General features: G+C 57.7%; 18 protein-coding genes. 6 read left to right on the top strand and 12 right to left on the bottom strand.

The genetic code is table 11. The features are described 5' to 3' along the window. Positions 1-104: 104 nt before the first annotated feature. The 3 genes from AB3226_RS27280 to AB3226_RS27270 all read left to right on the top strand — a co-directional run bounded on the left by AB3226_RS27280 (position 105) and on the right by AB3226_RS27270 (position 2,527). Positions 105-689: a cyclophilin-like fold protein gene (locus AB3226_RS27280; protein ID WP_231983783.1), complete on the top strand. Its 585-nt coding sequence runs from the start codon at positions 105-107 to the stop codon at positions 687-689. 84 nt (positions 690-773) lie between these two features. Next, positions 774-1,517 (top strand): SDR family oxidoreductase, encoded by a 744-nt coding sequence (locus AB3226_RS27275; protein WP_304576085.1) that lies wholly within the window; start codon positions 774-776, stop codon positions 1,515-1,517. 59 nt (positions 1,518-1,576) lie between these two features. Then, positions 1,577-2,527, top strand: a complete 951-nt coding sequence (locus AB3226_RS27270) for an aldo/keto reductase family oxidoreductase (protein WP_048393012.1) — start codon at positions 1,577-1,579, stop codon at positions 2,525-2,527. A gap of 76 nt (positions 2,528-2,603) precedes the next feature. On the opposite strand, the gene AB3226_RS27265 is transcribed toward AB3226_RS27270, so the two are convergent. From AB3226_RS27265 to AB3226_RS27235, 7 genes are all read right to left on the bottom strand, one after another. Continuing rightward, positions 2,604-3,740: a metallophosphoesterase gene (locus tag AB3226_RS27265; protein WP_095058176.1), complete on the bottom strand. Its 1,137-nt coding sequence runs from the start codon at positions 3,738-3,740 to the stop codon at positions 2,604-2,606. 57 nt (positions 3,741-3,797) lie between these two features. Continuing rightward, complete coding sequence (locus AB3226_RS27260; protein WP_048393010.1) at positions 3,798-5,141, bottom strand: cytochrome c; 1,344 nt, start codon at positions 5,139-5,141, stop codon at positions 3,798-3,800. A 13-nt stretch (positions 5,142-5,154) separates the two neighbouring features. Then, positions 5,155-7,413: a molybdopterin cofactor-binding domain-containing protein gene (locus AB3226_RS27255; RefSeq protein ID WP_095973903.1), complete on the bottom strand. Its 2,259-nt coding sequence runs from the start codon at positions 7,411-7,413 to the stop codon at positions 5,155-5,157. Positions 7,414-7,542: 129 nt separating this feature from the next. Next, entirely contained in the window at positions 7,543-7,989 is a 447-nt protein-coding gene (locus AB3226_RS27250) for a (2Fe-2S)-binding protein (protein WP_013692840.1), read from the bottom strand. 272 nt (positions 7,990-8,261) lie between these two features. Continuing rightward, positions 8,262-9,713 carry an aldehyde dehydrogenase family protein gene (locus AB3226_RS27245; RefSeq protein WP_095973902.1) on the bottom strand — a complete coding sequence of 484 codons (1,452 nt, stop codon included), beginning with the start codon at positions 9,711-9,713 and terminating at the stop codon, positions 8,262-8,264. Positions 9,714-9,785: 72 nt separating this feature from the next. Continuing rightward, positions 9,786-11,426, bottom strand: coding sequence for a GMC family oxidoreductase (locus tag AB3226_RS27240; RefSeq protein ID WP_095058174.1), 1,641 nt, complete (start codon positions 11,424-11,426; stop codon positions 9,786-9,788). A 16-nt stretch (positions 11,427-11,442) separates the two neighbouring features. Beyond that, positions 11,443-12,240, bottom strand: coding sequence for an NADPH-dependent F420 reductase (locus AB3226_RS27235; RefSeq protein ID WP_367375297.1), 798 nt, complete (start codon positions 12,238-12,240; stop codon positions 11,443-11,445). A gap of 66 nt (positions 12,241-12,306) precedes the next feature. On the opposite strand from AB3226_RS27235, the gene AB3226_RS27230 reads away from it, so the two are divergent. Continuing rightward, complete coding sequence (locus AB3226_RS27230; protein WP_048392999.1) at positions 12,307-13,200, top strand: LysR family transcriptional regulator; 894 nt, start codon at positions 12,307-12,309, stop codon at positions 13,198-13,200. A 146-nt stretch (positions 13,201-13,346) separates the two neighbouring features. On the opposite strand, the gene AB3226_RS27225 is transcribed toward AB3226_RS27230, so the two are convergent. The 4 genes from AB3226_RS27225 to AB3226_RS27210 all read right to left on the bottom strand — a co-directional run bounded on the left by AB3226_RS27225 (position 13,347) and on the right by AB3226_RS27210 (position 17,644). Beyond that, positions 13,347-14,324, bottom strand: coding sequence for a ketopantoate reductase family protein (locus AB3226_RS27225; protein ID WP_367375296.1), 978 nt, complete (start codon positions 14,322-14,324; stop codon positions 13,347-13,349). Between the two features lie 121 nt (positions 14,325-14,445). Further along, positions 14,446-15,234 (bottom strand): HpcH/HpaI aldolase/citrate lyase family protein, encoded by a 789-nt coding sequence (locus AB3226_RS27220; RefSeq protein WP_048392996.1) that lies wholly within the window; start codon positions 15,232-15,234, stop codon positions 14,446-14,448. 92 nt (positions 15,235-15,326) lie between these two features. Continuing rightward, positions 15,327-16,778, bottom strand: coding sequence for an aldehyde dehydrogenase family protein (locus AB3226_RS27215; protein ID WP_304575838.1), 1,452 nt, complete (start codon positions 16,776-16,778; stop codon positions 15,327-15,329). 41 nt (positions 16,779-16,819) lie between these two features. Beyond that, positions 16,820-17,644: an SDR family NAD(P)-dependent oxidoreductase gene (locus AB3226_RS27210; protein WP_048392992.1), complete on the bottom strand. Its 825-nt coding sequence runs from the start codon at positions 17,642-17,644 to the stop codon at positions 16,820-16,822. A gap of 582 nt (positions 17,645-18,226) precedes the next feature. Here AB3226_RS27210 and AB3226_RS27205 point away from each other — a divergent pair. Together AB3226_RS27205 and AB3226_RS27200 are read left to right on the top strand one after the other, a co-directional pair. Further along, positions 18,227-19,018 (top strand): hypothetical protein, encoded by a 792-nt coding sequence (locus AB3226_RS27205; protein WP_197679442.1) that lies wholly within the window; start codon positions 18,227-18,229, stop codon positions 19,016-19,018. A 112-nt stretch (positions 19,019-19,130) separates the two neighbouring features. Beyond that, positions 19,131-20,582, top strand: coding sequence for an NAD-dependent succinate-semialdehyde dehydrogenase (locus AB3226_RS27200; protein WP_235868230.1), 1,452 nt, complete (start codon positions 19,131-19,133; stop codon positions 20,580-20,582). Positions 20,583-20,717: 135 nt separating this feature from the next. On the opposite strand, the gene AB3226_RS27195 is transcribed toward AB3226_RS27200, so the two are convergent. Continuing rightward, a complete protein-coding gene (locus tag AB3226_RS27195) occupies positions 20,718-21,656 on the bottom strand; it encodes a LysR family transcriptional regulator (RefSeq protein ID WP_095058170.1) in 939 nt (312 codons plus the stop codon). Positions 21,657-21,753: the final 97 nt, after the last annotated feature.

Raw genomic sequence — 21,753 nt, 5'->3', positions numbered from 1 at the left:
ATCTGCGCCATATTGCTGCGCTAATTCGCGCTCGAAACCTACGAATTCAAGTGCAGGCGCGGCAACGCGTCTGGCCCATTTTTCGCATTGCAAAGGAGAACAACATGCAGGGCAAAACCGTTGACGTCGGTACAGGCGGCGCTCTCTCCTCTCTTGGCGCTGCAAGCCGTAGGCATTCCTGGCACCGGCGGGCCATGCAACAGCTTGGAATGCCGTTGCTTCTCCTTGCACTGTGCAGCGGCCATCCTGCCCACGCCGCCAGCACTGCGCTGCCCGTGGCCGCTGAGCAGGATGTCACTCAAGCACCCAAGAAATCGGATGAATCACGCCTGTGGATGACCGTCGGGGAACGTCGCTTCGCCATCACACTGGCCGACAACGAGGCCACTCGCGCATTCGCCGCCACGCTGCCGCTGACACTGGACATGGAGGACCTCCACGGAAACGAGAAGAAAAAAGAGCTGCCTGACGCGCTGCCCACCAGTGAGAGCCGGCCCGGCACGATCCGCAACGGAGACCTTATGCTTTGGGGATCGCGCACCGTGGTCATCTTTTACAAGACCTTCGACTCAGCTTACTCATACACCCGTCTAGGCCGCGTGGACGATCCGACTGGCCTGGCCCAGGCGCTCGGCCGTGGCGATGTTCGGGTGGTGTTCTCCCAAGAGCAGCGTGCGCTGACAAAGTAGTCGCCCCACGCTCAACACCGACCTGAGATACCGCCTCATCATCTGCTGCGTCTCCTTCGCAGCCAGAATCCAGAGAGAGAAATCATGATCAAAGGCAAAGTAGTCATCATCACCGGCGCATCGTCCGGAATCGGCGAGGCAACCGCCAAGCTGCTCGCGAGCAAAGGCGCCAAAATCGTGCTCGGTGCGCGACGCGAAGACAAGCTCAAGCAGATCGCGGACGAGATTCTCCTGAGCGGTGGACAGGTGGTTTATCAGATGCTGGACGTGACAAAGCAAGAGGAAAACGACCGCATCGTTCAACTGGCCAAAGAAACATTCGGCCGTGTGGACGTCATTTTCCTGAACGCAGGGCTGATGCCGAACTCGCCGCTGTCCGCCCTGAAGACCGAAGACTGGCACCAGATGATCGATGTCAACGTGAAAGGTGTTCTGAATGGCGTAGCGGCCGTGCTGCCCGTGTTCCTGGCACAGAAGTCCGGGCACGTGATCACCACCTCGTCGGTGGCGGGGCTCAAGGCCTATCCGGGCGGCGCCGTCTATGGCGGTACGAAGTGGTTCGTGCGCGACTTCATGGAAGTCTTGCGCATGGAGTCCGCCATGGAGGGCAATAACATTCGCACCGCGACGATCTACCCGGCCGCAGTCAACACTGAACTGCTGGCGACAATCAGCGATAAGCAGGCGCTAGACCAGATGCAGGGCATCTATGACAAGTACGGCATTTCTCCAGACCGGATCGCCAACGTTGTCGCCTTCGCAATCGACCAGCCCGATGACACGACAATCAACGAGTTCACAGTTGGCCCCGCGAACCAGCCTTGGTGAATGCATTGCAGTCACGCAAGGCGTCCGACAGCCCACCACTGCCCTGATAAGGAGCTCTCATGAAGACCGTAGCACTAGGATCAACCGACACTCGGGTTCCCAACGTCGTCGCGGGCATGATGCGCATCGCCGGCAGCACCGATGACCAGATCCGCGCGCTCTACACCACGGCGCGCGAATCGGGCATCAATTTTTTCGATCACGCGGACCTCTACGGATTCAACCATCCCGGCGGTGGCCCGCATTTGTGCGAGCGCCGGTTCGGCGAGGCGCTGCGACTAAGCAGCGCTGAGCGCGAGCAGATCTTCCTCCAGTCCAAGACCAGTATCGTTGACGACCCGTGGCACTATGATCAGTCGTACGAGCACATCGTGGAATCGGCCGTGAGGTCGCTGAAAGCGTTAGGTACCGACTACCTGGATGTGCTGCTGCTGCACCGTCCCGACGCACTCGTAGAGCCGGAAGAAGTCGCCCGCGCGTTCGACCATCTGGAGTCCACCGGCAAGGTTCGCGCGTTCGGCGTTTCCAACCATACTCCCCGTCAGATCGATTTGCTCAAGACGGCCGTGACTCAGCCGATCCTGGCGAACCAGGTCCAGCTTTCGGTGACGCATTCGACGATCGTCGCTCAGGGCCTGTCGTCGAACATGACCGGCTTCGACGACTCAATCACTCGTGACGGCGGCGGCATCGTCGACTATGCGAGGATCAACAAGATCACACTGCAGGCGTGGTCTCCATTCCAGAAAGCTTTTCAGGATGGGGTGTTCTTCGACTCTCCCGACTACCCGCAGCTGAATGCCGAACTCAAACGATTGGCTGAGAAGTACGACGTCACTCCGACCGCAATCGCAACAGCCTGGATCACCCGTCACCCCGCCGGCATCCAAGTAGTGCTGGGTACCACGAGACCCGAGCGCCTCGTCGAGGCAGCCGCGGGCTCGAATATCCCGCTCACCCGCCCCGAATGGTACGGGCTTATCCGAGCGGCTGGTCACAACGTTCCCTGAACTGCCCGGCCGTCGAAAGCGGCGCCCGTCTCCTGATGCGAGCCTCTCGCCTCTCCTGACTCGAGTTCCGCTTGGATCATGCCCGACGAAGCGTAATGATCGAAATTTCCCGCGGCACACCGATACGCAAGGGTAGCCAGTGGCCGAGTCCCGAGGTCACATCAAGAGACGCTGCGCCATCACGATAGATTCCATGCATATAGTCGTAAGCGACGATTACTGGCCGCCCGAAAAGTCGTACCTGTCCGCCGTGTGTATGGCTGGACAGGGTCAATACCGCACCACGCGAGGCAGCAATGGGAAAGAACTCAGGATGGTGCGACAGCGCAATGAGCGTATCGCCAGGCGACGCCTCGGCGAACGCCAGGTCTGCGAACCTGCGCATGGCAGCATCCTGCTCGTCCCGCGGAAGCATGTGACGTCCATCCGAGGCGAGCGGGTAATCTACGCCAGCAATGCGCAACGGCACGCCGCGCGGGTGCACTACGACACTGTTGTTGATGAGTACCTGGATACGAGGGTCGCGCGCACGCAAAGCGGCGACTACGGCGGCTTCGTTAGGGTACTTGTCATGATTTCCCAGGATGGAGAGCACAGGCAGCGCGTCACTTCTCTCCAAAGCGTCCAGCGTCGGCTCCAGCTGGCTGAGATCGTCGATGAGATCACCCGTAATCGCCAGCAAGTCCACCTTACGCGAATTGACGATGTCGATGGCCTGGGCAAAGTCCTCGGGCACGATGAAAGGCCCGATGTGGACATCACCTATGTTAGCGACCCGCAGTCCGTCCAAACCCTCGGGCAGACCGTTCACATGGACCACTTCTTCGCGAACCACTGGGCCTCCGACGGTGCCGAAGCTCACACCAATCCCAACGATCAGTGAAACTGCGACGAAAGTCAGAGGAACGCGCATGCCGACGGTCGAGCGCCGTCCAAGAAGGCCACGCGCAACAAGAAACAGCCCGACGGGCAGAGTCAGGAACAAGGCCGTCAGCACCGCACCGACCCACGCACTGACCAGCCAGCGACCGGCTTCGCTCCATCCACCTTTGAGTTCGGGTAGACACCACCAAATAAGGTGTACCGCGGCAGCCAATACGCAGAACGCCACGATGCAACCCCGCTTGCGGGCGGCGCGACCAGTCACCAGGAGAAACAAGCCTATGATGATCGTCAACACAATCGAACGAACGAACACAAACTCGTAACTCATAGCCGACTCACTCCGTTTCTATAGCGAGGGTCTTGGCGGGACCCTCGCCCTACTCTCTCAACGCATCTGCAGGATGATCGGGTTGCTGCTGGCCGGATTGGTTCGCTCACGCAGTTCCTTCACCTCGTCAGCCTTCACTGCGCCTCCCTGATTACCCCATGACGTGCGAACGAAAGTCAGTACATCGGCGACTTCCTGATCAGAGAGTTGGTTGCGGTACGGGGGCATGCGATACGAATCCGGAATGCCATTGGCAACGACACGTTCGGAACCGTTCAAGGTGGCATTGATGCTCGTAGCGCTTTCCTTCACCATCGACGAAGATGCGCCTGCCAAAGGAGGTATCCATGGCGCCTGCCCGCTGCCGTCACTGCCGTGGCAACTGCTGCACTTGGCCATATAGTTGGCTGCCCCAGGTGTCGACAAGGGTGGTGATTGTTCAGCCGCCAGTGTGGCCGATGGCTTCCATGGCGGCCCGTCACGCTTTGGGTCGCCCGGCAACGACACCAGGTAATGCGCAATGGCTTTCAGGTCCGGGTCGGACATGTATTGCGTCGAGTTGTTGAAGACTTCCGCCATAGTGCCCACGACCACGCTGTGAGCGTTACGTCCGGTCTTCAGGTAGTCGACGATTTGCTGCTCACTCCAGCGACCCAATCCAGTGTTCGGATCCTGGCGCAGGCTCGGCGCGTACCACCCATCGAGCAGCGAACCGCTGAGGAAAGTAGCGCTGCTTTCATCCAGCGACTTCTCGTTCATCGTCAAGCTTCGTGGGGTATGGCAACTACCGCAATGCCCCGCGCCCTGGACGATGTAGGCGCCGCGGTTCCACAGCGCATCCTCTGACGGCTTGGCCTGATAGGCATCGTCATCGACAAACGCGGTATTCCACAAAGCCAGCGGCCAGCGCATGTTGAGCGGCCAGGGGATGTGGCTTTGCTGATTCTGCTGCTGCGCCGGCTTAACGCCGGCCATGAAGAACGCATAAAGCGCCCGCACATCATCATCGCTGAGCTTGGCATAGGATGGATACGGCATAGCCGGATACAGCCTGTGTCCGTCAGCCGCGACTCCGCTGCGTACTGCGCGATCGAAGTCGGCCAGGCTGTAGTTGCCGATGCCCGTTTGTTTGTCCGGGGTAATGTTGGTGGCATAGATCGACCCCATCGGGGTCGCCATCTCTAACCCACCGGCAAACGGCGCACTTTTTGGCGTGCTATGGCAGGCCACACAGTCGCTCAGCCTGGCAACATATTCACCGCGTTGGACAAGTTGTGCATCTGTCGACGGGGGAGCTGTCTCATCAGCAAAAGGCGAAGATGGCGTGCGATTGACAAACCAGCCCAAGCCAGCTGCCACGACGATGCCTGCTGGCAGCAGATACTTTATAGTTTTATTCACGAGCCATTCCTCATCAGGTGTCGAAGCGGTACTGCGATAGAGGCATGCTGCGAATTCGTTGACCGGTCAGTCGCGAGACGGCGTTAGCAACCGCCGGTGCCACCGCAGGCAGAGGCGGTTCGCCGATTCCGCCCATTGGCGCGCCACTTTCAACCACGCGGACATGGACCCTGGCCATCATCTCCGGTGTGAGAATGCGGTAGAGGTCGTAATTGCGCGCTACCGGCGTGCCACCTTTGTAGATGGCTTGTTCGATCAGGGTTTGAGACAAACCGAGGGCCACGGCTGAGTTGACCTGAGCCTCGATGATGGCGGGATTGACGATGCTACCCGGATCGATTGCCTGCCAGATATCGTGAACCTTCACGGCTCCGTTGCTGATGGAAACCTCTGCGATCACCGCCGTTTCGGTACCAAATGGCGATGCCATTGCAACGCCTCTCGCTCGCTTGGTGCCGTCTTGCGCCGTGAACGGCCCTCGTTTCCACCCCCCGGACAGGTCGGCCACTGTCTTGAGCAGGTGGCTTAACCGATCGTTGCCCTGCAGCAGCTTGGCCCGCAGCTCATAGGGGTCTTGACCGCCGGCATCCGCCACTTCATCCAGAAAAGCTTCATACATAAAGTCATTGATGGAGTTCCCGACTGAACGCCAGTAGCCCAGCATCACGGGGGTCTGCGAGTACAGTTGAGCGATCCGACGATGCGCAATGGCGTATTTTTTACCGGCCAGGCCCTCGACGGCGGTCGGGTCGATTTTGTCTCCTTGTTTGTTAGCGATACCCTCGGTTGGCCCTTCCGTGGCACTAATTGCTTCAAAGGCCACCGGTATGCCCTGTTCATCCAGGCCGGCGCGAAAGCGCACTACGGCGGAAGGACGAAGCACGTCACGCAAAAATTCTTCCTCGCGACTCCAGATCACCTTGATCGGTCGACCTGTGGATTGAGCCAGCTGGATAGCCTGAGGGTAAGGTGATGCATTCGGGTATAAAAAATGCCGGCCGAAAAAGCCACCCAGCAGCGGAGAGTGGAGAGTGATTTTGGAAGGGTCCAGACCGGTGCGCTTGGCGACGTCGGCCAAAAACAAATCCGGGGCCTGGTTCGGCAGCCACAAATCGAGATTGCCTTCAGCCCCGAAGCGCGCCAGGGCCGAGGGCGGCTCCAACTGGGCGTGGTTGAGGTATTGGGTATGATAAGTCGCGCTGACGATTTTCTTGGCGCCGGCCAGCCCTTGCTGCAGGTCGCCCTCACGTTCGGCCTCATCCCCAGCGTCGGTGGTTTTACTCAGTTGCTCCGCATAGGCCTGGGTGTCGAAATTAGCCGGCATGTAGCGCACGGTTGAATCGCCACCCGGCTCCGTCCACTCCACTTGCAGAGCCTCGACGGCACGCTTGGCCACCCACCAGCGTTGCGCAACCACCGCCACTGCCCCTTCAAGACGGTGCACCGAATGCACGCCTTTGAGGTTTCTGATCTGATCCTCGTTGCGCACCAGCCCCACTTGCAGACCCAGGCGCGGCGCATGCTGTACCGCGGCGTGGAGCATGCCTTCGACACGAGTATCGATGGTGTATTGCGCCTTACCAGTGGATTTGTCGTAGACGTCTATTCGCTGGACCGGCTTACCGATCCAGCGGAATGTGGCAGGGTCGCGCAGAGTAACGGTTTGCGGATCGGGAATGGGCAAATCGAGCGTTAGCGGCGCGAGTTCACCGTAGGTGATCGATCGATTGGAAGCGGCATGAATGACCCGCCCTGGCTCGGTAGTTAGCTGCGCCAGAGGCACCTTCCAGTGGGAAGACGCGGCCTGCAATAGCATCAGGCGCGCCGATGCGCCCAGTCGGCGCATGGTCATGTAGCTCGCGCGCATCGACCGGCTACCACCCGTGAAGCGCATGCCACCTTCCATGACTTTGAAGTCACTCCCGGGCGCCGCGTTCTCCACCAGAAAGCTGGCTGGATCTATATCGAGCTCCTCACCCACGACCTGTGCCATGCCCGTGAAAATACCCTGCCCACCCTCGATAAAGGGGCTCTGCAGGCGAACGGTATTATCCGGACGAATCTCCAGGAACGCCGGTACACGGGCGCCAGGCGGCAATGCCTGGGCACGCTCGGCAGCACGCAACGGGCCAAGGGGAATTCCGAAGCTGATAACAAGCGCACCCGCCGTGACGCCAGCCGATGCCTGCAAAAAACGGCGGCGAGAGACGTTCACAGGTTGCGCGTCGGAGAGTACGCCGCGCTCGGCGATTGAATCATCCAGTTTTGACATAGTGTTCCCCTGTGTTTGCATTCAATGCTCGGCCTGGCAGCAGACCAATCCCTGCTCCATTAAAGGTGGTCAGGATTAGCCGTCGGCATTGTCACCAGGCACGTCGCAGCTCAGTCGAATTGCGCGTGCTCAAGCACCAGCAAGCTCATCGACAGCAGTCTTGATCGCGTTATAAGTGCCGCAACGGCAGAGATTCGTCATGGCGGCAGCAATATCGGCTTGGGAAGGTTTGGGAATGCGCTGCAACAGCGCAGTGGCGGCCATTACCTGGCCAGACTGGCAATAGCCACACTGGGCGACTTGATGCTTGACCCAGGCGGCCACTACGCGTTTGCCCAACTCGTCGTCTTCAATGGCTTCGATTGTGCGAATCTGTTTGCCCTTTACACCTTCAACCGGTGTAACGCATGAGCGAAGCAGCACGCCGTCCACCATGACCGAACAGGCGCCGCATTGCGCCAAACCGCACCCGTACTTGGTTCCGGTCAGGCCGATATCGTCGCGAATCACCCATAACAATGGTGTATCCGCATCCGCCTCAACCTCATACACAGTGCCATTTACGTTGAGTTCCATTGTAAGAATGCCTCGATTGAAAACAGTGTGAAAAACCTGGCCGAGCACGACCTGCGGATAATCTTTGGCAACTGACCATTCGCAATAACAACAACTGCAACGTCGTTTTTTTAGACGAGCCTTACCCTACTGGGCTCGTCCGTGGCACAGCAAGCGAACCACGTGAGCAAGCTCGCAAGGTGCTATTAATCAGATGAATAAATACTCTCTTCAAACAGCAGGCGTGCCGCGCCAATCATCGGTGCGGCAGCGTTTGGTCTTGGATAGTCGTATCAGGCCTTCAACGACGGCAGTGCTGCGGCTTCCTCGTCAAAGCCATAGACCGATTTGATTTCCAGATACTCTTGCAACCCGAAAACACCCATCGAGCGGCCAATGCCGGATTCCTTGTAACCCCCCATAGGCGTCAGCGAGTTAGTCGGCGCACCGTTAAAACAAACACGCCCGGCACGCAGGCCGCTGGCGAACTCATACGCCTTGCGCCGGTCCCCACCGAATACATAGCCACCCAACCCATAAGGCGAGTCATTGGCTATTTCCAATGCCTGCGCCTCGGTGGAATAAGGCACCACCACCAAGACCGGCCCGAAAATCTCTTCCCGGCAAATAGTCATCTCCGGCGTCACATCGACGAACACGGTCGGACGGGTGAAAAAGCCACGTTCGAAGCCGTCGGGGCGCCCCAGTCCGCCAACAATCAGCCGTGCCCCCTCATCGATGCCCGACTGTATGTGACGCTGGATGCTGTTGAATTGTGCCCGGCTGACAATCGGCCCCATGGTCGTGGCGGGATCTCGCGGGTCTCCGAGACGGAATCGGTTTGCTTCGTCGACCAGAAACGGAATGATCTGCTCCACCTGGCTTTCATGCACCAGCATGCGACTCGGCGCGTGGCAGGATTGTCCAGTATTGAAGAAGCCGCGCTGAATGTTCCAGCGCGCGGCCTTTTCCAGATCGGCGTCTCGCAGCACGATATTCGCCGACTTCCCGCCCAGCTCCAGACACACGCGCTTGATGGTGCGTGCCGCTGCCTCGCCTACCTGCGCACCGGCACCGGTCGAGCCCGTGAAGGAAACCATGTCGACATCGGGATGCCTCGACATCGCCTCGCCAATCACTCGCCCCGAGCCGTTGAGCATGTTGAAAACGCCCTTGGGTACGCCCGCGGCATCCAGCACCTCTGTCAGCAAAATAGCGCTGACCGGAGAGTTGATACTGGACTTGGATACGACTGTACAACCGGCGGCCAGCGCATAGATCAGCTTGATGACGGTTGTCTGGATCGGCCAGTTCCAAGGCGAGATCAGTGCGCAGACACCCAGGGGTTCACGGCGAACGATCGTATTGCCAATTCGCGCCTCGAACTCGTACGTCTTCAACAGGTCGCGAGCGACCTTCATATGTTCGATTGGCCCCATGACCTGAGCACGGGCGCTGCAGGGAATACCCACCTCTTGCGCAATGGCCTGTACAAAATCATCGGCGCGCAATTCGTAGGCTTCGATGATACGGTTGATCAGGTCGTAACGCTCATCGAGGGAAGACTGCGAATAGCTTTTGAATGCACGCCGAGCTGCGGCCACGGCAGTGTCCACCTCTTCAACGGTCGCCATGGCGACCGTGGCAAACGCTTCTTCGGTAGTCGGATCAATCAATTCCTGGCGCTGGGAGGTCGCGGCCTCTACCCATTCACCGTCGATATAAAACTTCGCGTAATCGTGCATCTTGCTGGTGCCTCCAGTTGTTGTTATTCGGTGAGGATTTTCGTGACAGGTGGCAACACGGTACCCGCCGATTCAACCAACAGTTTCGACCGGCGAACTGCTTGCCCGGCGAGCCATTGCATCTTCACGAATCAGGTCGGCGGCTTTCACACCAATCATGATGGACGGCGCATTGGTGTTGCCCGACGTGATGAATGGCATGATCGAGGCATCCACCACCCGCAGTCGCTCGATACCGCGGACACGCAGTCGTTCGTCCACCACCGCCATCGCGTCGTTACCCATCTTGCAGGTGCCGCCCTGGTGGTGGGCCGAATTGCCGGTTTCGACCAGATAGTTGTAGATATCTTCATCGGTACGAATGTGGGGCCCCGGCAATTCTTCCGAAACCACGCGAGACTTGATGGGCTCGCTGTTCATGATTTTGCGTATCCAGCGCACACCACTGATCACGGCATTGATGTCGTAATCGCTGCTCAGGAAATTTGGTGTGTAATCGGCCGGGTCAGACGGGTTGGTTGAGCGCAGCGTCACTGTTCCCGTGGTGCTGGGACGCAACTGATAGACCGACACCCCGAGCCCGGGATGCTTTTCAACGTCAACCGTGCCGTCAGGGAAGTATTGAAAGGTCATGGGCCGAAAGCTGATTTGGAGATCAGCGTAGTCCTCGTCCGGGCTACTTTTAACAAACGCCGCGACCTGGGAAGAGCCAAGGGCAAGATACCCTTTGCGGGTCATCAGGTAACGGAAGCCTTCCCAGTACTTTCGCAGGCCTACGAGGTTGGCGTTGTACGAACTGTCTGGGGTGCAACGGAAGGCTGTGTGAATATAAAAATGATCCTGCAGGTTTTGCCCTACTCCTGGGGAATTCAGAACTTCGGGAATTGCGTGTTTTTCCAGTTCAGCCCTTGGGCCGATGCCGGACAACATCAGCATCTGCGGTGTCTTCAGCGAGCCTGCTGACAGAATCACTTCGCGCGCCGCATAGATACGCTCCAAACGGCCACTCTTCAAAACCTCTATACCGACAGCGGTACGCCCCTCGAATAAAACGCGCTGCAGCTCGCATCCGGTTCGAACCGTCAGGTTCGGCCGTTCAATGACAGGCTCGATAAATGCCCGGTAAGTCGACATCCGTTGCCCGTCCTGGATGTTGTGCTGCATGAAACCTACGCCATCGTGCAAGGCGCCGTTCATGTCCTCGGTCACCGGGATACCGATACGGTTAGCGGCCTCTATAAAATCGTAGCTACTCTTTTCTTTGACGACCGGATCACTGATCCATAGCGGACCATTCGCTCCGCGATATTCATCGCCGCCCCGCTCAAAGTGCTCCATCTTTTTGAAATACGGCAAGACATCTTCATACCCCCAGCCTGGGTTGCCCAAGGCACGCCAGCCGTCAAAATCTTTTTGGTGACCTCGGATGAATACCATGCCGTTGATGGAGCTGGATCCACCGAGCAATTTGCCCCTAGGCCAGTACATCCGACGCCCTTGAAGCTTCTCCATTGGCGAGGTGCGGAAATTCCAGTTCAATGACTTATTGAAATAGAGCTTGCCCATTCCCGCGGGCGTATTGACCCAGAAACGATCTGAAGCAGGTCCCGCCTCAATAAGCAGGACGTTGTTCCGGGGATCGTCAGACAAACCGCGCGCAACCGGACAGCCCGAAGAACCGGCACCGACAACGATGTAATCATAAATCTGCATGTACCCGCTCCTCCCGCTATTTCCCGACGCGGGAAGTGCCTTTGAACAACCTGTCAAAACGCTCGAAGCGATAAGCCCATTCGGGCCCCTGGTCCGTTTCGTAAGCCAACACTGCGGAGAGCATCGCGAAAGGCTCTATATAACGGGCAACCTTCAGAGCCCCAGCGTCCACCGGATCAAAGCCCACCTGACTGATAAGATCCGAAACTGTGGCTTTACTGGCTTCGTCCTCGCCACAGAAGATCAAACTGGGACGTAACGCCTCGCCCCTGGCCGCGAACACATCGAACAGAACTTCACTGGGCGTCGACTGGAAGGCCGCAACGACATGGGCCCCAGGTATCATCTGTGCCAGCGTTTCCGCACCGGAAATCGTGTGGCCGATGACAAGCTCGGTGTCCTCTTCGTTTAAAGGATTGCAGCAGGTCATGACGATTTTGCCGCTCAAGTCATCCACCTGGCTGAGGACGTCAGGCACTTGAAGCCAATGCACAGCCAGGAGGACCAAGTCAGCATTTAATGCCGCGTCTGCCGGTGTGCTGGCCTGTGCTTTTTTACCTGCCGACGCAGCCAGATCGGAAAGTTTCTGCTGATTACGCGAGTAACTGAAGGAGACCTCATGGCCAACCCGGGCGAACATGGTGCCCAGATGACTGCCCATTCGGCCGGAGCCCAGGATTCCGATTCTCATGAAAGGCCTCTTGCTATTTTTTCGATTAAAAACACGGATGGCGTTCGGGTGAAAGGCTCGACGGCGAATAGAGGTATGATCCAAATTGATTAATCCCCTACACGATCGGCATGGCCAGCTCATGAACATAGATCCTTGGCGCGGGCGCTTGAGCTGATACAGTATTCGCCCCCACGCAGAGAATGATGAATGGCAAAGGAACACTACAGCGACCTGCTCGCGCTCATTGCAGTTGCACGAGAGCAAAGTTTCACGCGAGCGGCCTCCCAGCTGGGAATCTCTCAATCGATGCTCAGTCATAGCATCCAGAGACTGGAAGCTCGGGTCGGGGTACGTCTGCTCACTCGAACGACCCGCAGCGTATCCGTTACCGAGGCCGGTGAACGTCTGCTCAATACCGTTGAACCGCGGTTACGGGAAATCGAAACCGAACTGATCGCCGTGGCCGAACTTGGCGACACCCCCGCCGGTAACATTCGCATCACCGCAACCGACCATGTCATCGAAACGGTTCTTTGGCCGAAATTGGCGCAAGCCCTGCCGAAATACCCACAAATAAGTGTAGAAGTCGTTATCGACTATGGCTTGACGGACATCGTGGCCGACCATTTCGACTTTGGCATCCGGCTCGGGGACGGATTGGCAAACGGGATCGAAGCCGTTCGTATCGCTCCCGACATGCGTTTTGTAATGGTGGGCGCGCCGTCCTACATGGAGTCTCGTGCCATGCCCACCAGACCTCAGGACCTCATGGAACATGAATGTATAAATATGCGCCTGCCAACACGTGGAGGCCTGTACGCGTGGGAGCTGGAAAAAGACGGCCAGGAAATCAATACGAGAGTCAAAGGCAGGCTCGTATTCAATGGCATCAATCAGATTTTGGATGCCGCTGTATCGGGTTTCGGACTGGCCTATGTTCCCGAGGACATCGCCCATCCCCATCTGGTTGATGGCACCCTGGTCCCTGTCATGGAAGCCTGGTGGAGAACATTTCCGGGACTGCACCTTTACTACTCAAGCGAGCGCGAGAAGTCTCGGGCGATGCAGGTTCTAATCGATGAGTTACGGTACCCCGGATAGTCACCGACGCTCTGAGCCTCTTCCTTCTTCGCATCTGAAAGTGCCATGCAGGGGCACTCAGGGGCAGGTCCCGATCAGTAGAGACCGACTCATACCAATCACTAATGAGGTTGCCGCGCCGGGCATCGGCGCGGGCTTTACCGAACTTAGTTGTCGTACAGACCGGCGGCTTTCGCCCGCTGCACAGCCAGGTCAACCACCAGATCAAGCGCAGGCGTCTCGACATCAGCCAGCCGTGCGAGCTCCAGCGGGGCCCTGAGTATCGTGTCGACTTCCATTGAGCGCCCCAGCTCGAGGTCTTGAAGAATGCTTTGTTTATGCGTCGAAACGGCCAATCGACGAAGCCCCTCCTCGACATCTCCCGGGTCGCATCCCAGCTTCCGAGCAATCGAGGCAGCCTCGTTTGCCATAGCCTGGGCAGTTTTCGAAATTGCTGGGCTAGCCAGGGCTTGCTTCATCGTCGACGCAGTCAGAATGGCCAGCGATCCACCCGTCAGATTGATGACCAGCTTAGTCCAGATAGCGTCCCGTATCCTGTCGGTGACTTCAATTTCCAGCCCCCCTCTGATCAAACACTCGGCCAAAGCATCCAGGCGCGCATCCGATTTCCCATCCGGGCGCCCGAGAATGAGCCGGTTACGTGGATTTTCCGCCTTGATCACTCCCGGCGCGGTAACCGTGCAAGCGGTATAAGCGACCGCACCCACTACGCGCTCGGGGGCAATGGCAGCCGTCAGGAGCGATTGCGGATCGATCCGAGGAAGTGATGCCCTCTCAAGCATTCCTCCTTGGCCTTGCAGGTACCACCAGGGAATGCCATTCAAGGCGAACAACACCAACGTTTCATCGCCCAATAATGGCTTGATACCTGCCACAATCCCGGGAAGCGCTGGTGCCTTGACCGATACAACCACGACGTCCTGTCGACCCAGCGATGAGGGATCATCGGTGGCCACTGGCTGACTCACGAAAACGCCATCCTTTGTTTCCACGCGCAATCCATTTGCGCGGATAGCAGCCAAATGCTCTCCCCGAGCGACCAGAGAAACCTCGGCTCCCCCCTCAGCAAGTCTCGCTGCAATATGCCCGCCGACAGCGCCGGCTCCGTAAATGCAAACTTTCATTCTTCTGCTCCGCTGCACGCACTCCAGCGGGCGAATCAAGGCATCACGCACGGACGCCTTGAGTCACCCTACGTTCGTGCAGTACCGATAGTTGTTGAGGCTTAGCTGCAGATCAGCCGGGTTATGCAAACTGTTGGCGTTTCTGTATCGCCGCCGCGAGAAGAAATGAGATGTCGTTGCCGGTTGAAACATATCGTGCGCCCAACGCCACGAGCTCTTTGATCAAGTCGGGCCGGCTGCCCAACCCTCCTACACCGAGAACCTTATTGTTCGCCAGACAGGCATTCAACACGCGCCTGTAGGCGTTACGCACCAGTTCATGGTCCATCTCGCCAGACACACCGAGGGCGCTGCTGAGGTCGTTGGCCCCCACCAGCAGGATGTCGACGCCTTCTACTGCTGCGATTTCCTCAACCGCTTCAAGACCTTCCAACGATTCGATCATGGCAATAATCATCGTCGCGTCGTCGAGTTGCTGCGTAGCGTCTACTGCGGGCAGGGATCGATAGTGAAATTGCGGCGGCGCGCCGGCCACCGACCGTTCGCCCAGCGGGGCATGCTTGGCCGCTCGTACGATAGCCCTGGCATCTTCCGCCGACTGCACACTTGGAACAATGATGCCCAAGGCGCCGGAGTCAAGCACGCGCGCGATGAAGTGCGGGTCTGTGCTGGGCACGCGCACGAATGGAGTTACGTCCAGACCGAGACACGCCATGCATACTTGCCCAGCAGCTTCCAGGGAATAGCTGCTGTGTTCCATGTCGATGTAGATCGAATCGAAACCTGCCGTATAGGCAATGCTGGCGATGTCAAAGGTTCTGACGAGCCGAGATGTCATCGAATACACCGTCTCGCCCCTGGCGAGCTTTTCTTTGACCCCGTTTCTGAGTGACGCATTCGAAGCATTCATGTTTTTGTTCTCTGAAAAGATTCATAGGCAAGCACTGCACTATTGCCAGGGCTGTGCACAGTAGTGCCGTGGCCCTGGATGGAGCATGGGTATCAGGCCTTCAATGACGGTAGCGTCGCGGCCTCTTCTTCAAAGCCATAGACCGACTTGATTTCCAGGTACTCTTCCAACCCAAATACCCCCATCGAGCGACCGATTCCGGATTGCTTGTAACCCCCCATTGGGGTCAAAGAGTTAGTCGCCGCGCCATTGAAGCAAACACGCCCGGCCCGCAGGCCGCTGGCAAACTCATAGGCTTTGCGCCGGTCCCCGCCAAATACATAGCCACCCAATCCATAAGGCGAGTCATTGGCGATTTCCAGTGCCTGCGCCTCGGAGGAATAGGGCACCACCACCAGGACCGGTCCGAAAATCTCTTCGCGGCAAATACTCATGTCCGGCGTCACGTCGACAAACACGGTAGGGCGAGTGAAGAAGCCACGCTCAAAGCCTTCGGGGCGTCCCGGACCGCCAGCGATCAACCGTGCACCTTCATCGATTCCCGCCTGGATGTGACGCTGAATGCTATTGAATTGAGCCTGGCTGACAATCGGGCCCATCGTTGTGGAAGGATCACGCGGATCCCCTAGACGGAACTGGTTTGCTTCGTCAGCCAGGAACGGAATGATCTGCTCCACTTGGCTTTCATGCACCAGCATGCGGCTCGGTGCGTGGCACGATTGCCCCGTATTGAAGAAGCAACGCTGTACGTTCCAACGTGCGGCCTTTTCGAGATCGGCGTCTCGCAGCACGATATTCGCCGACTTCCCGCCCAGCTCCAGACACACGCGCTTGATGGTGCGTGCAGCTGCCTCGCCTACCTGCGCACCGGCACCGGTCGAGCCCGTGAAGGAAACCATGTCGACATCGGGATGCCTCGACATCGCCTCGCCAATCACTCGCCCCGAGCCGTTGAGCATGTTGAAAACGCCCTTGGGTACGCCCGCGGCATCCAGCACCTCTGTCAGCAAAATAGCGCTGACCGGAGAATTGATACTGGACTTGGACACGACCGTGCAACCAGCGGCCAACGCATAGATCAACTTGATGACGGTTGTCTGAATTGGCCAGTTCCACGGTGAGATCAGCGCACACACGCCCAGGGGTTCGCGGCGAACGATCGTGTTGCCAATCCGAGCTTCGAACTCATAGGTTTTCAGCAGGTCCCGAGCCACCTTCATGTGTTCGATTGGCCCCATGACCTGAGCCCGAGCGCTACGAGGAATACCCACCTCTTGCGCAATGGCCAGGACAAAATCATCGACGCGCAGTTCGTAGGCTTCGATGATGCGGTTGATCAGGTCGTAACGCTCATCGAGGGAAGACTGCGAGTAGCTTTTGAATGCCCGTCGAGCCGCGGCAACCGCGGTGTCCACCTCCTCAACGGTCGCCATGGCGACTGTCGCAAACACCTCTTCAGTGGTCGGGTCAATCAACTCCTGCCGATGGGGCGTTGCGGACTCTACCCATTCACCGTCGATATAGAACTTGGCGTAATCCTTCATCTTGCGGGTGCCTCCAACTGGTATGCGGCGAGCGTCTGGAATCAGCTGCTGTGGGTGTAGCCGCCATCACAGGCAATGGTCTGGCCGGTGATGAACGACGCCGCCGGGGTGGCCAGGAACAACATGATTCCGACAAGGTCGGTGGGCAGCATTCCACGGGGAATGCACTGCAAGGCTGCCGCGCGCTGACGCAGCTCAACTGTGGGATTGGCGACCCGCTCCACTTCCGTGGCAACGCTACCGGGACGAATGCAGTTCACAGTGATGCCGTGTGGTCCGAGCTCTCGAGCAAGCGAGTTGGTCATGCCGATCAGCGCCGATTTCGACGTGACGTAGTGCAGGTAATTCATCGTGCCGCGGGGCACGGCGTCTGAGGAAATATTGATGATTCGGCCGAATTTCGCGTCACGCATGGCCTGAGCAACGGCGCATACGCACAGATAGGTCCCAGTGATATTGACGTGCAGGACCTTCTGCCATTGTTGATATGGAATTTGATCGAACGCGCATTTTTCCAAGGCTGCGAAAATGGATGCATTGTTGATCAAGACGTCGATACGCCCATGAACCTTCAGGACCTGCGCGACCATGGCGTCAACCGAGGCCTTGTCACCCACGTCGACTTGCACTGCCAAGGCCTGACCACCCGCGACCTCAATTTCTTGCACGACCGAAGCCGCCTTGTCGAGATTCAGATCAGCGATAACCGGAAAGGCACCTGCCGCCGCGTACTGCCGGGCCAGTTCTCGGCCAATGCCCTGGCCCGCACCGGTGATGATCACAACCAGTTCCTTGACGCTGAAATCACGGGCCTGCAGCGGAACGCCGGAGTCGGCGGGGGCGTGGGTAATGGATGATTCGCTCATGTCTATTCCTGGATTGAATTTTTTGTGAGGCCACAGGGACCTTTTTTTAAGTTGTTGTGAGTCACGCTTGGCCCTGGCAGAACCCAAACATCCTGCTCGCCCTCAACCGCTGATCAAGGGGGCTGACCGGCAACTGCCCGCCCTCCCCCCAAAAGTCCCGGTCATCGACGATTGATGCAAAACGATGAAACCACCAACCTGCGAATAGAATTATGTCGAATTGTGGGATTTGTCAAGCCAATCGACATCCTTGGATTCCGACTAAAAAAGCTTTATTAACGCCCCTACTCCCGCTCATACCGCCTTTATAGAGCTCATCTCTACCCTGAAGCACCAATGAAAAAGCCGACAACGCCAGCTTGTCATCCCGCCCAATTCAAAATTTGACCATATCTCACAGTGCGGGATATATTTAATCCGTGATCACAAATCGATCTTGGGGTTCCCATCACTACACGGGCGCCGAAAAACATCCCGCTGACAGGATTGAATAATCCAGCCACGACCAACATTCAGTTAAACGAGGAATGAAAAATGCGAGTAGGCAAGGCTGCAGACACGAACAGTGAAATGGTTGGAACCATGCGTGAAGGCAAGCTCGCGCAAAAGCATCTGCTGTTTGGCGAAGACGGTTCACCCAACAACTACGACTTGAACATGGGTCGGGCTGGCTCCGGGGGCTGGAGAACGCCACGCCATCGTCATAATTTCGATCAGATCCGCTACGTCATCAAAGGCGTCCTGCCTTACGGCGAGAACCAGTTTCTCAAACAAGGCTGGGTGGGTTACTTCCCGGAAAGCGTTCCCTACGGTCCTCAAGATCGTTCCGAGGGGCTTGAGACGCTCGTGCTGCAACTCGGCGGCGCCAGCGGCTTCGGCTACCTGAGCGTCGCCCAGCGTGAAGCGACAAATGCGATCCTCAACGAGAAAGGCGAGTTCAGGAAAGGCCTTTACTACTGGAAGGATGAGAACGGCAACGAGCAAAGCATGGACGGCTCCGATGCCTGCTTCGAACATGCGACCGGGCGCAAATTGCAGTTCGCCGAGCCTCGCTATACCGATGTGATCGCAATGAACCCCGATGCCTTTGACTGGCTGCCAGAAGGTTCGGAAGGTGTCTCGGTCAAGTGGCTCGGCACCTTTACCGAACGAAACATGCGCATCGGTTTTGTTCGACTGGACGCAAACGCTGTGTTCGGGGCCGGCCAGCACCCTTCCCTCCAGGTTCTCTATCTCACAAAAGGCCGACTCGCCGTTGGCAATGATGAATATGGCCCTGAGACCGGCTTTGAATTGCTGGCAAACGAAGGTCCCGTCGCCATGCGCGCGCTCGAACCAACCGAGCTGCTTTGTGTGGTCTTCCCGCAATTCTAAAGACGATAGCCGCGCGGCTTGTGCTGTGAGCAGCTCGTAAACAGCGCTGCGGTCGGATAGGACTGCAAATAATTATTCAAGGGATACTCCAATGTCTAATGCAAACAATAAGATCACCCTCAACGACCCTGAGCTGCTGAGAAACCAGAACTACATCAACGGTCAGTGGGTGTCCGCCGATAGCGGTGCCGTGATTGAGGTACGCAATCCTTCGACAGGTGAGCTCGTAGGCACTGTCCCATCCATGGGCGCGGAAGAAACCCGCCGGGCAATCGAGGCCGCCGGAGCAGCGCTCCCGGCCTGGCGCGCCATGACTGCCAAGGCTCGTGGCGCAATCATTCGTCGAATCGGCGAACTGATGCTGATCCACAAAGACGACCTGGCTACCATCATGACGGCCGAGCAAGGCAAACCCTGGGCGGAAGCCAAGGGAGAGATCGAATATTCGGCTGGTTTCCTGGAGTGGTTTGCCGAGCAAGGGCGCCGCGTGTATGGCGAAACCATGCCTGGGCACGTGCCGGGCCGGCGTGTCTTGATCACCAAAGAGCCGATCGGGGTTTTCGCTGCGATCACACCATGGAATTTCCCGTCAGCGATGATCACCCGTAAAGCTGGCCCCGGCTGGTCGGCAGGCTGCACCGGGATTATTCGCCCCGCCTCGCAGACGCCTTTTTCTGCCCTTGCCATTGCAGTGCTCGCCGAGCGCGCCGGCATGCCCAAAGGCGTTTGTAATGTCATCACCGGCCCTTCAGGTGCGACCGGTGGCGAACTGACCGGCAACCCGATCGTACGCAAGCTGTCTTTCACCGGATCGACCGAAGTGGGCCGTGTGCTGCTGGAGCAATGCGCCAAGACCATCAAGAAAACATCCATGGAGCTCGGGGGCAATGCGCCTTTCATCGTTTTCGACGATGCGAACCTGGATGAGGCGGTCAAAGGCGTCATGGCGTCCAAGTTCCGTAACACCGGCCAAACCTGTGTATGTGCGAACCGCATTCTGGTTCAGGATGGCGTCTACGATGCCTTCACCGAAAAATTGAAAGTCGCCGTGGAAGCCTTGTTCGTGGCGGATGGCATGGAAGAGGGAGCCACCCAAGGACCGCTGATCAACCAGGCATCAGTGCTCAAGGTCGAACAGCACATCAACGATGCCCTGGCCAAAGGTGCATCGGTCATCACTGGTGGTGCCCGACACGCAAGGGGTGGCAACTTCTTCCAACCTACTGTGCTGGCCAATGTGCCGAAAGATGCGTTGATCTTCCGCGATGAGACCTTTGGCCCGGTCGCCCCGCTGTTCCGCTTCTCGACTGAAAAAGAAGCGATCGATCTAGCAAACGACACACCGTTTGGCCTGGCGAGCTACTTTTACGCCCGAGACCTGGGCCGCGTTTTCCGTGTGGCGGAAGCTTTGGAGTACGGCATCGTCGGTATCAACGAAGGCTTGATCTCCACCCCTGAAGTACCTTTTGGTGGTGTCAAGGAAAGCGGCCTGGGTCGGGAAGGCGGCCATAACGGTATCGAGGAATACCTCGAAATTAAATACATGGCGCTGGGCGGCCTGTAAGCCAATAGGCCTCGCCATTCTCTAAAAGCGCGGGCGCGTTATGCGCCCGAAGCCCTACGACGGCTATTTTGCTGACCACATATCAACCCTGCCAATTCGTGATGCGCGAAGGCTCATGTTCGCCTCGAAAACGCGTCACCTCAATCGCCAAACGCCTCCTACCCCCAGCTCGTCGTTGCCTTTGAGCTGCTCCTCCAAAAACTCACAGAAACCTTGTGCTGCCGGAGACATCGCACGTGTGCTTGAATGGTAAATACACACCTGCCTGGTGACTTCCGGCTGAACAATCGGCCGCATCGTCAACCCGAGTAGTCGGGCCAGTAATCCCACGTATGCCGGGCCCAGTGTGGCTGCCATGCCCTGTGCTGCAATCCCCAACGCCGTACTGACATTCTCAACAATGTCCACGGGGATGATTCGTCCTTGCTCGAACTGTCCCCCGTGAGTGAGCGCGACGGTGCGTTCATAGTCGCGACCCGCGACAACAAGCGGTTGATGCCTTAACTGGCTCCACGGAATGCTTTGATATCCCGCGAGCGGATGGCTTGCCGAGCACCACAGCACCCAGGGACTCTTGAAAAGATCCTTGCGCACAATGTCATCTCCCACCGGCTGATCTGCGCCGATAGCAAAATCGGCGTCTGCATTGCTCACCCTATCTACCAGGCCATCCACGGGTGCGTCGCGTATACGAATTACAAGCTTAGGCCGCGTCCGGGTGTACTCCTTGATCAACGCTGGAAGCACCGAACTGGCCATGATCAGTGGAGCTGCAATCCGAACGACACCTGAAGCCCTGTTGCAGATGTCGTCAGCGGCGTTCTGTGCCAATTGCATGTGTTTGAGAACGCTCGTGGCTGAAGGAAGAAACTCCCTACCTGCCGGGGAAAGGACGACGCTGCGCGTCGTTCGATCAAATAAACGAAGCTCTAGAGCCAACTCCAGATCACCTACCAACTGGCTGACCGCAGAACTTGAAAGACTCAGTTGCTCACCAGCTTTGCGAAAACTTCTTGCCTGCGCCACAGCAACGAACGCAGCCAGCTGACGCGGGGTGAAACGTGGATGCGGCATCGGGCGGCCCTTTGATTATCCAGTTTTGCTTAATGATAGTCCGTAATTCATTGCTTGTTGATTGTAAGTCTCACCGGCAGATTGAAGGCGCTCACTA

This window comes from Pseudomonas lini, assembly GCF_964063345.1.
GTDB lineage: Bacteria > Pseudomonadota > Gammaproteobacteria > Pseudomonadales > Pseudomonadaceae > Aquipseudomonas > Aquipseudomonas lini_B.
Note: the sequence above shows the minus strand (reverse complement) of the source record. Positions and strands in the feature narration are given on the sequence as shown.

Excerpts from the sequence above, each read along its gene's own strand:
- AB3226_RS27280 (WP_231983783.1), top strand. The coding sequence starts at position 105 with ATGCAGGGCAAAACCGTTGACGTCGGTACAGGCGGCGCTCTCTCCTCT.
- AB3226_RS27275 (WP_304576085.1), top strand. The coding sequence starts at position 774 with ATGATCAAAGGCAAAGTAGTCATCATCACCGGCGCATCGTCCGGAATC.
- AB3226_RS27270 (WP_048393012.1), top strand. The coding sequence starts at position 1,577 with ATGAAGACCGTAGCACTAGGATCAACCGACACTCGGGTTCCCAACGTC.
- AB3226_RS27265 (WP_095058176.1), bottom strand. The coding sequence starts at position 3,740 with ATGAGTTACGAGTTTGTGTTCGTTCGTTCGATTGTGTTGACGATCATC.
- AB3226_RS27255 (WP_095973903.1), bottom strand. The coding sequence starts at position 7,413 with ATGTCAAAACTGGATGATTCAATCGCCGAGCGCGGCGTACTCTCCGAC.
- AB3226_RS27250 (WP_013692840.1), bottom strand. The coding sequence starts at position 7,989 with ATGGAACTCAACGTAAATGGCACTGTGTATGAGGTTGAGGCGGATGCG.
- AB3226_RS27245 (WP_095973902.1), bottom strand. The coding sequence starts at position 9,713 with ATGCACGATTACGCGAAGTTTTATATCGACGGTGAATGGGTAGAGGCC.
- AB3226_RS27240 (WP_095058174.1), bottom strand. The coding sequence starts at position 11,426 with ATGCAGATTTATGATTACATCGTTGTCGGTGCCGGTTCTTCGGGCTGT.
- AB3226_RS27235 (WP_367375297.1), bottom strand. The coding sequence starts at position 12,240 with ATGAGCTGGCCATGCCGATCGTGTAGGGGATTAATCAATTTGGATCAT.
- AB3226_RS27230 (WP_048392999.1), top strand. The coding sequence starts at position 12,307 with ATGGCAAAGGAACACTACAGCGACCTGCTCGCGCTCATTGCAGTTGCA.
- AB3226_RS27225 (WP_367375296.1), bottom strand. The coding sequence starts at position 14,324 with ATGAAAGTTTGCATTTACGGAGCCGGCGCTGTCGGCGGGCATATTGCA.
- AB3226_RS27220 (WP_048392996.1), bottom strand. The coding sequence starts at position 15,234 with ATGAATGCTTCGAATGCGTCACTCAGAAACGGGGTCAAAGAAAAGCTC.
- AB3226_RS27215 (WP_304575838.1), bottom strand. The coding sequence starts at position 16,778 with ATGAAGGATTACGCCAAGTTCTATATCGACGGTGAATGGGTAGAGTCC.
- AB3226_RS27210 (WP_048392992.1), bottom strand. The coding sequence starts at position 17,644 with ATGAGCGAATCATCCATTACCCACGCCCCCGCCGACTCCGGCGTTCCG.
- AB3226_RS27205 (WP_197679442.1), top strand. The coding sequence starts at position 18,227 with ATGCGTGAAGGCAAGCTCGCGCAAAAGCATCTGCTGTTTGGCGAAGAC.
- AB3226_RS27195 (WP_095058170.1), bottom strand. The coding sequence starts at position 21,656 with ATGCCGCATCCACGTTTCACCCCGCGTCAGCTGGCTGCGTTCGTTGCT.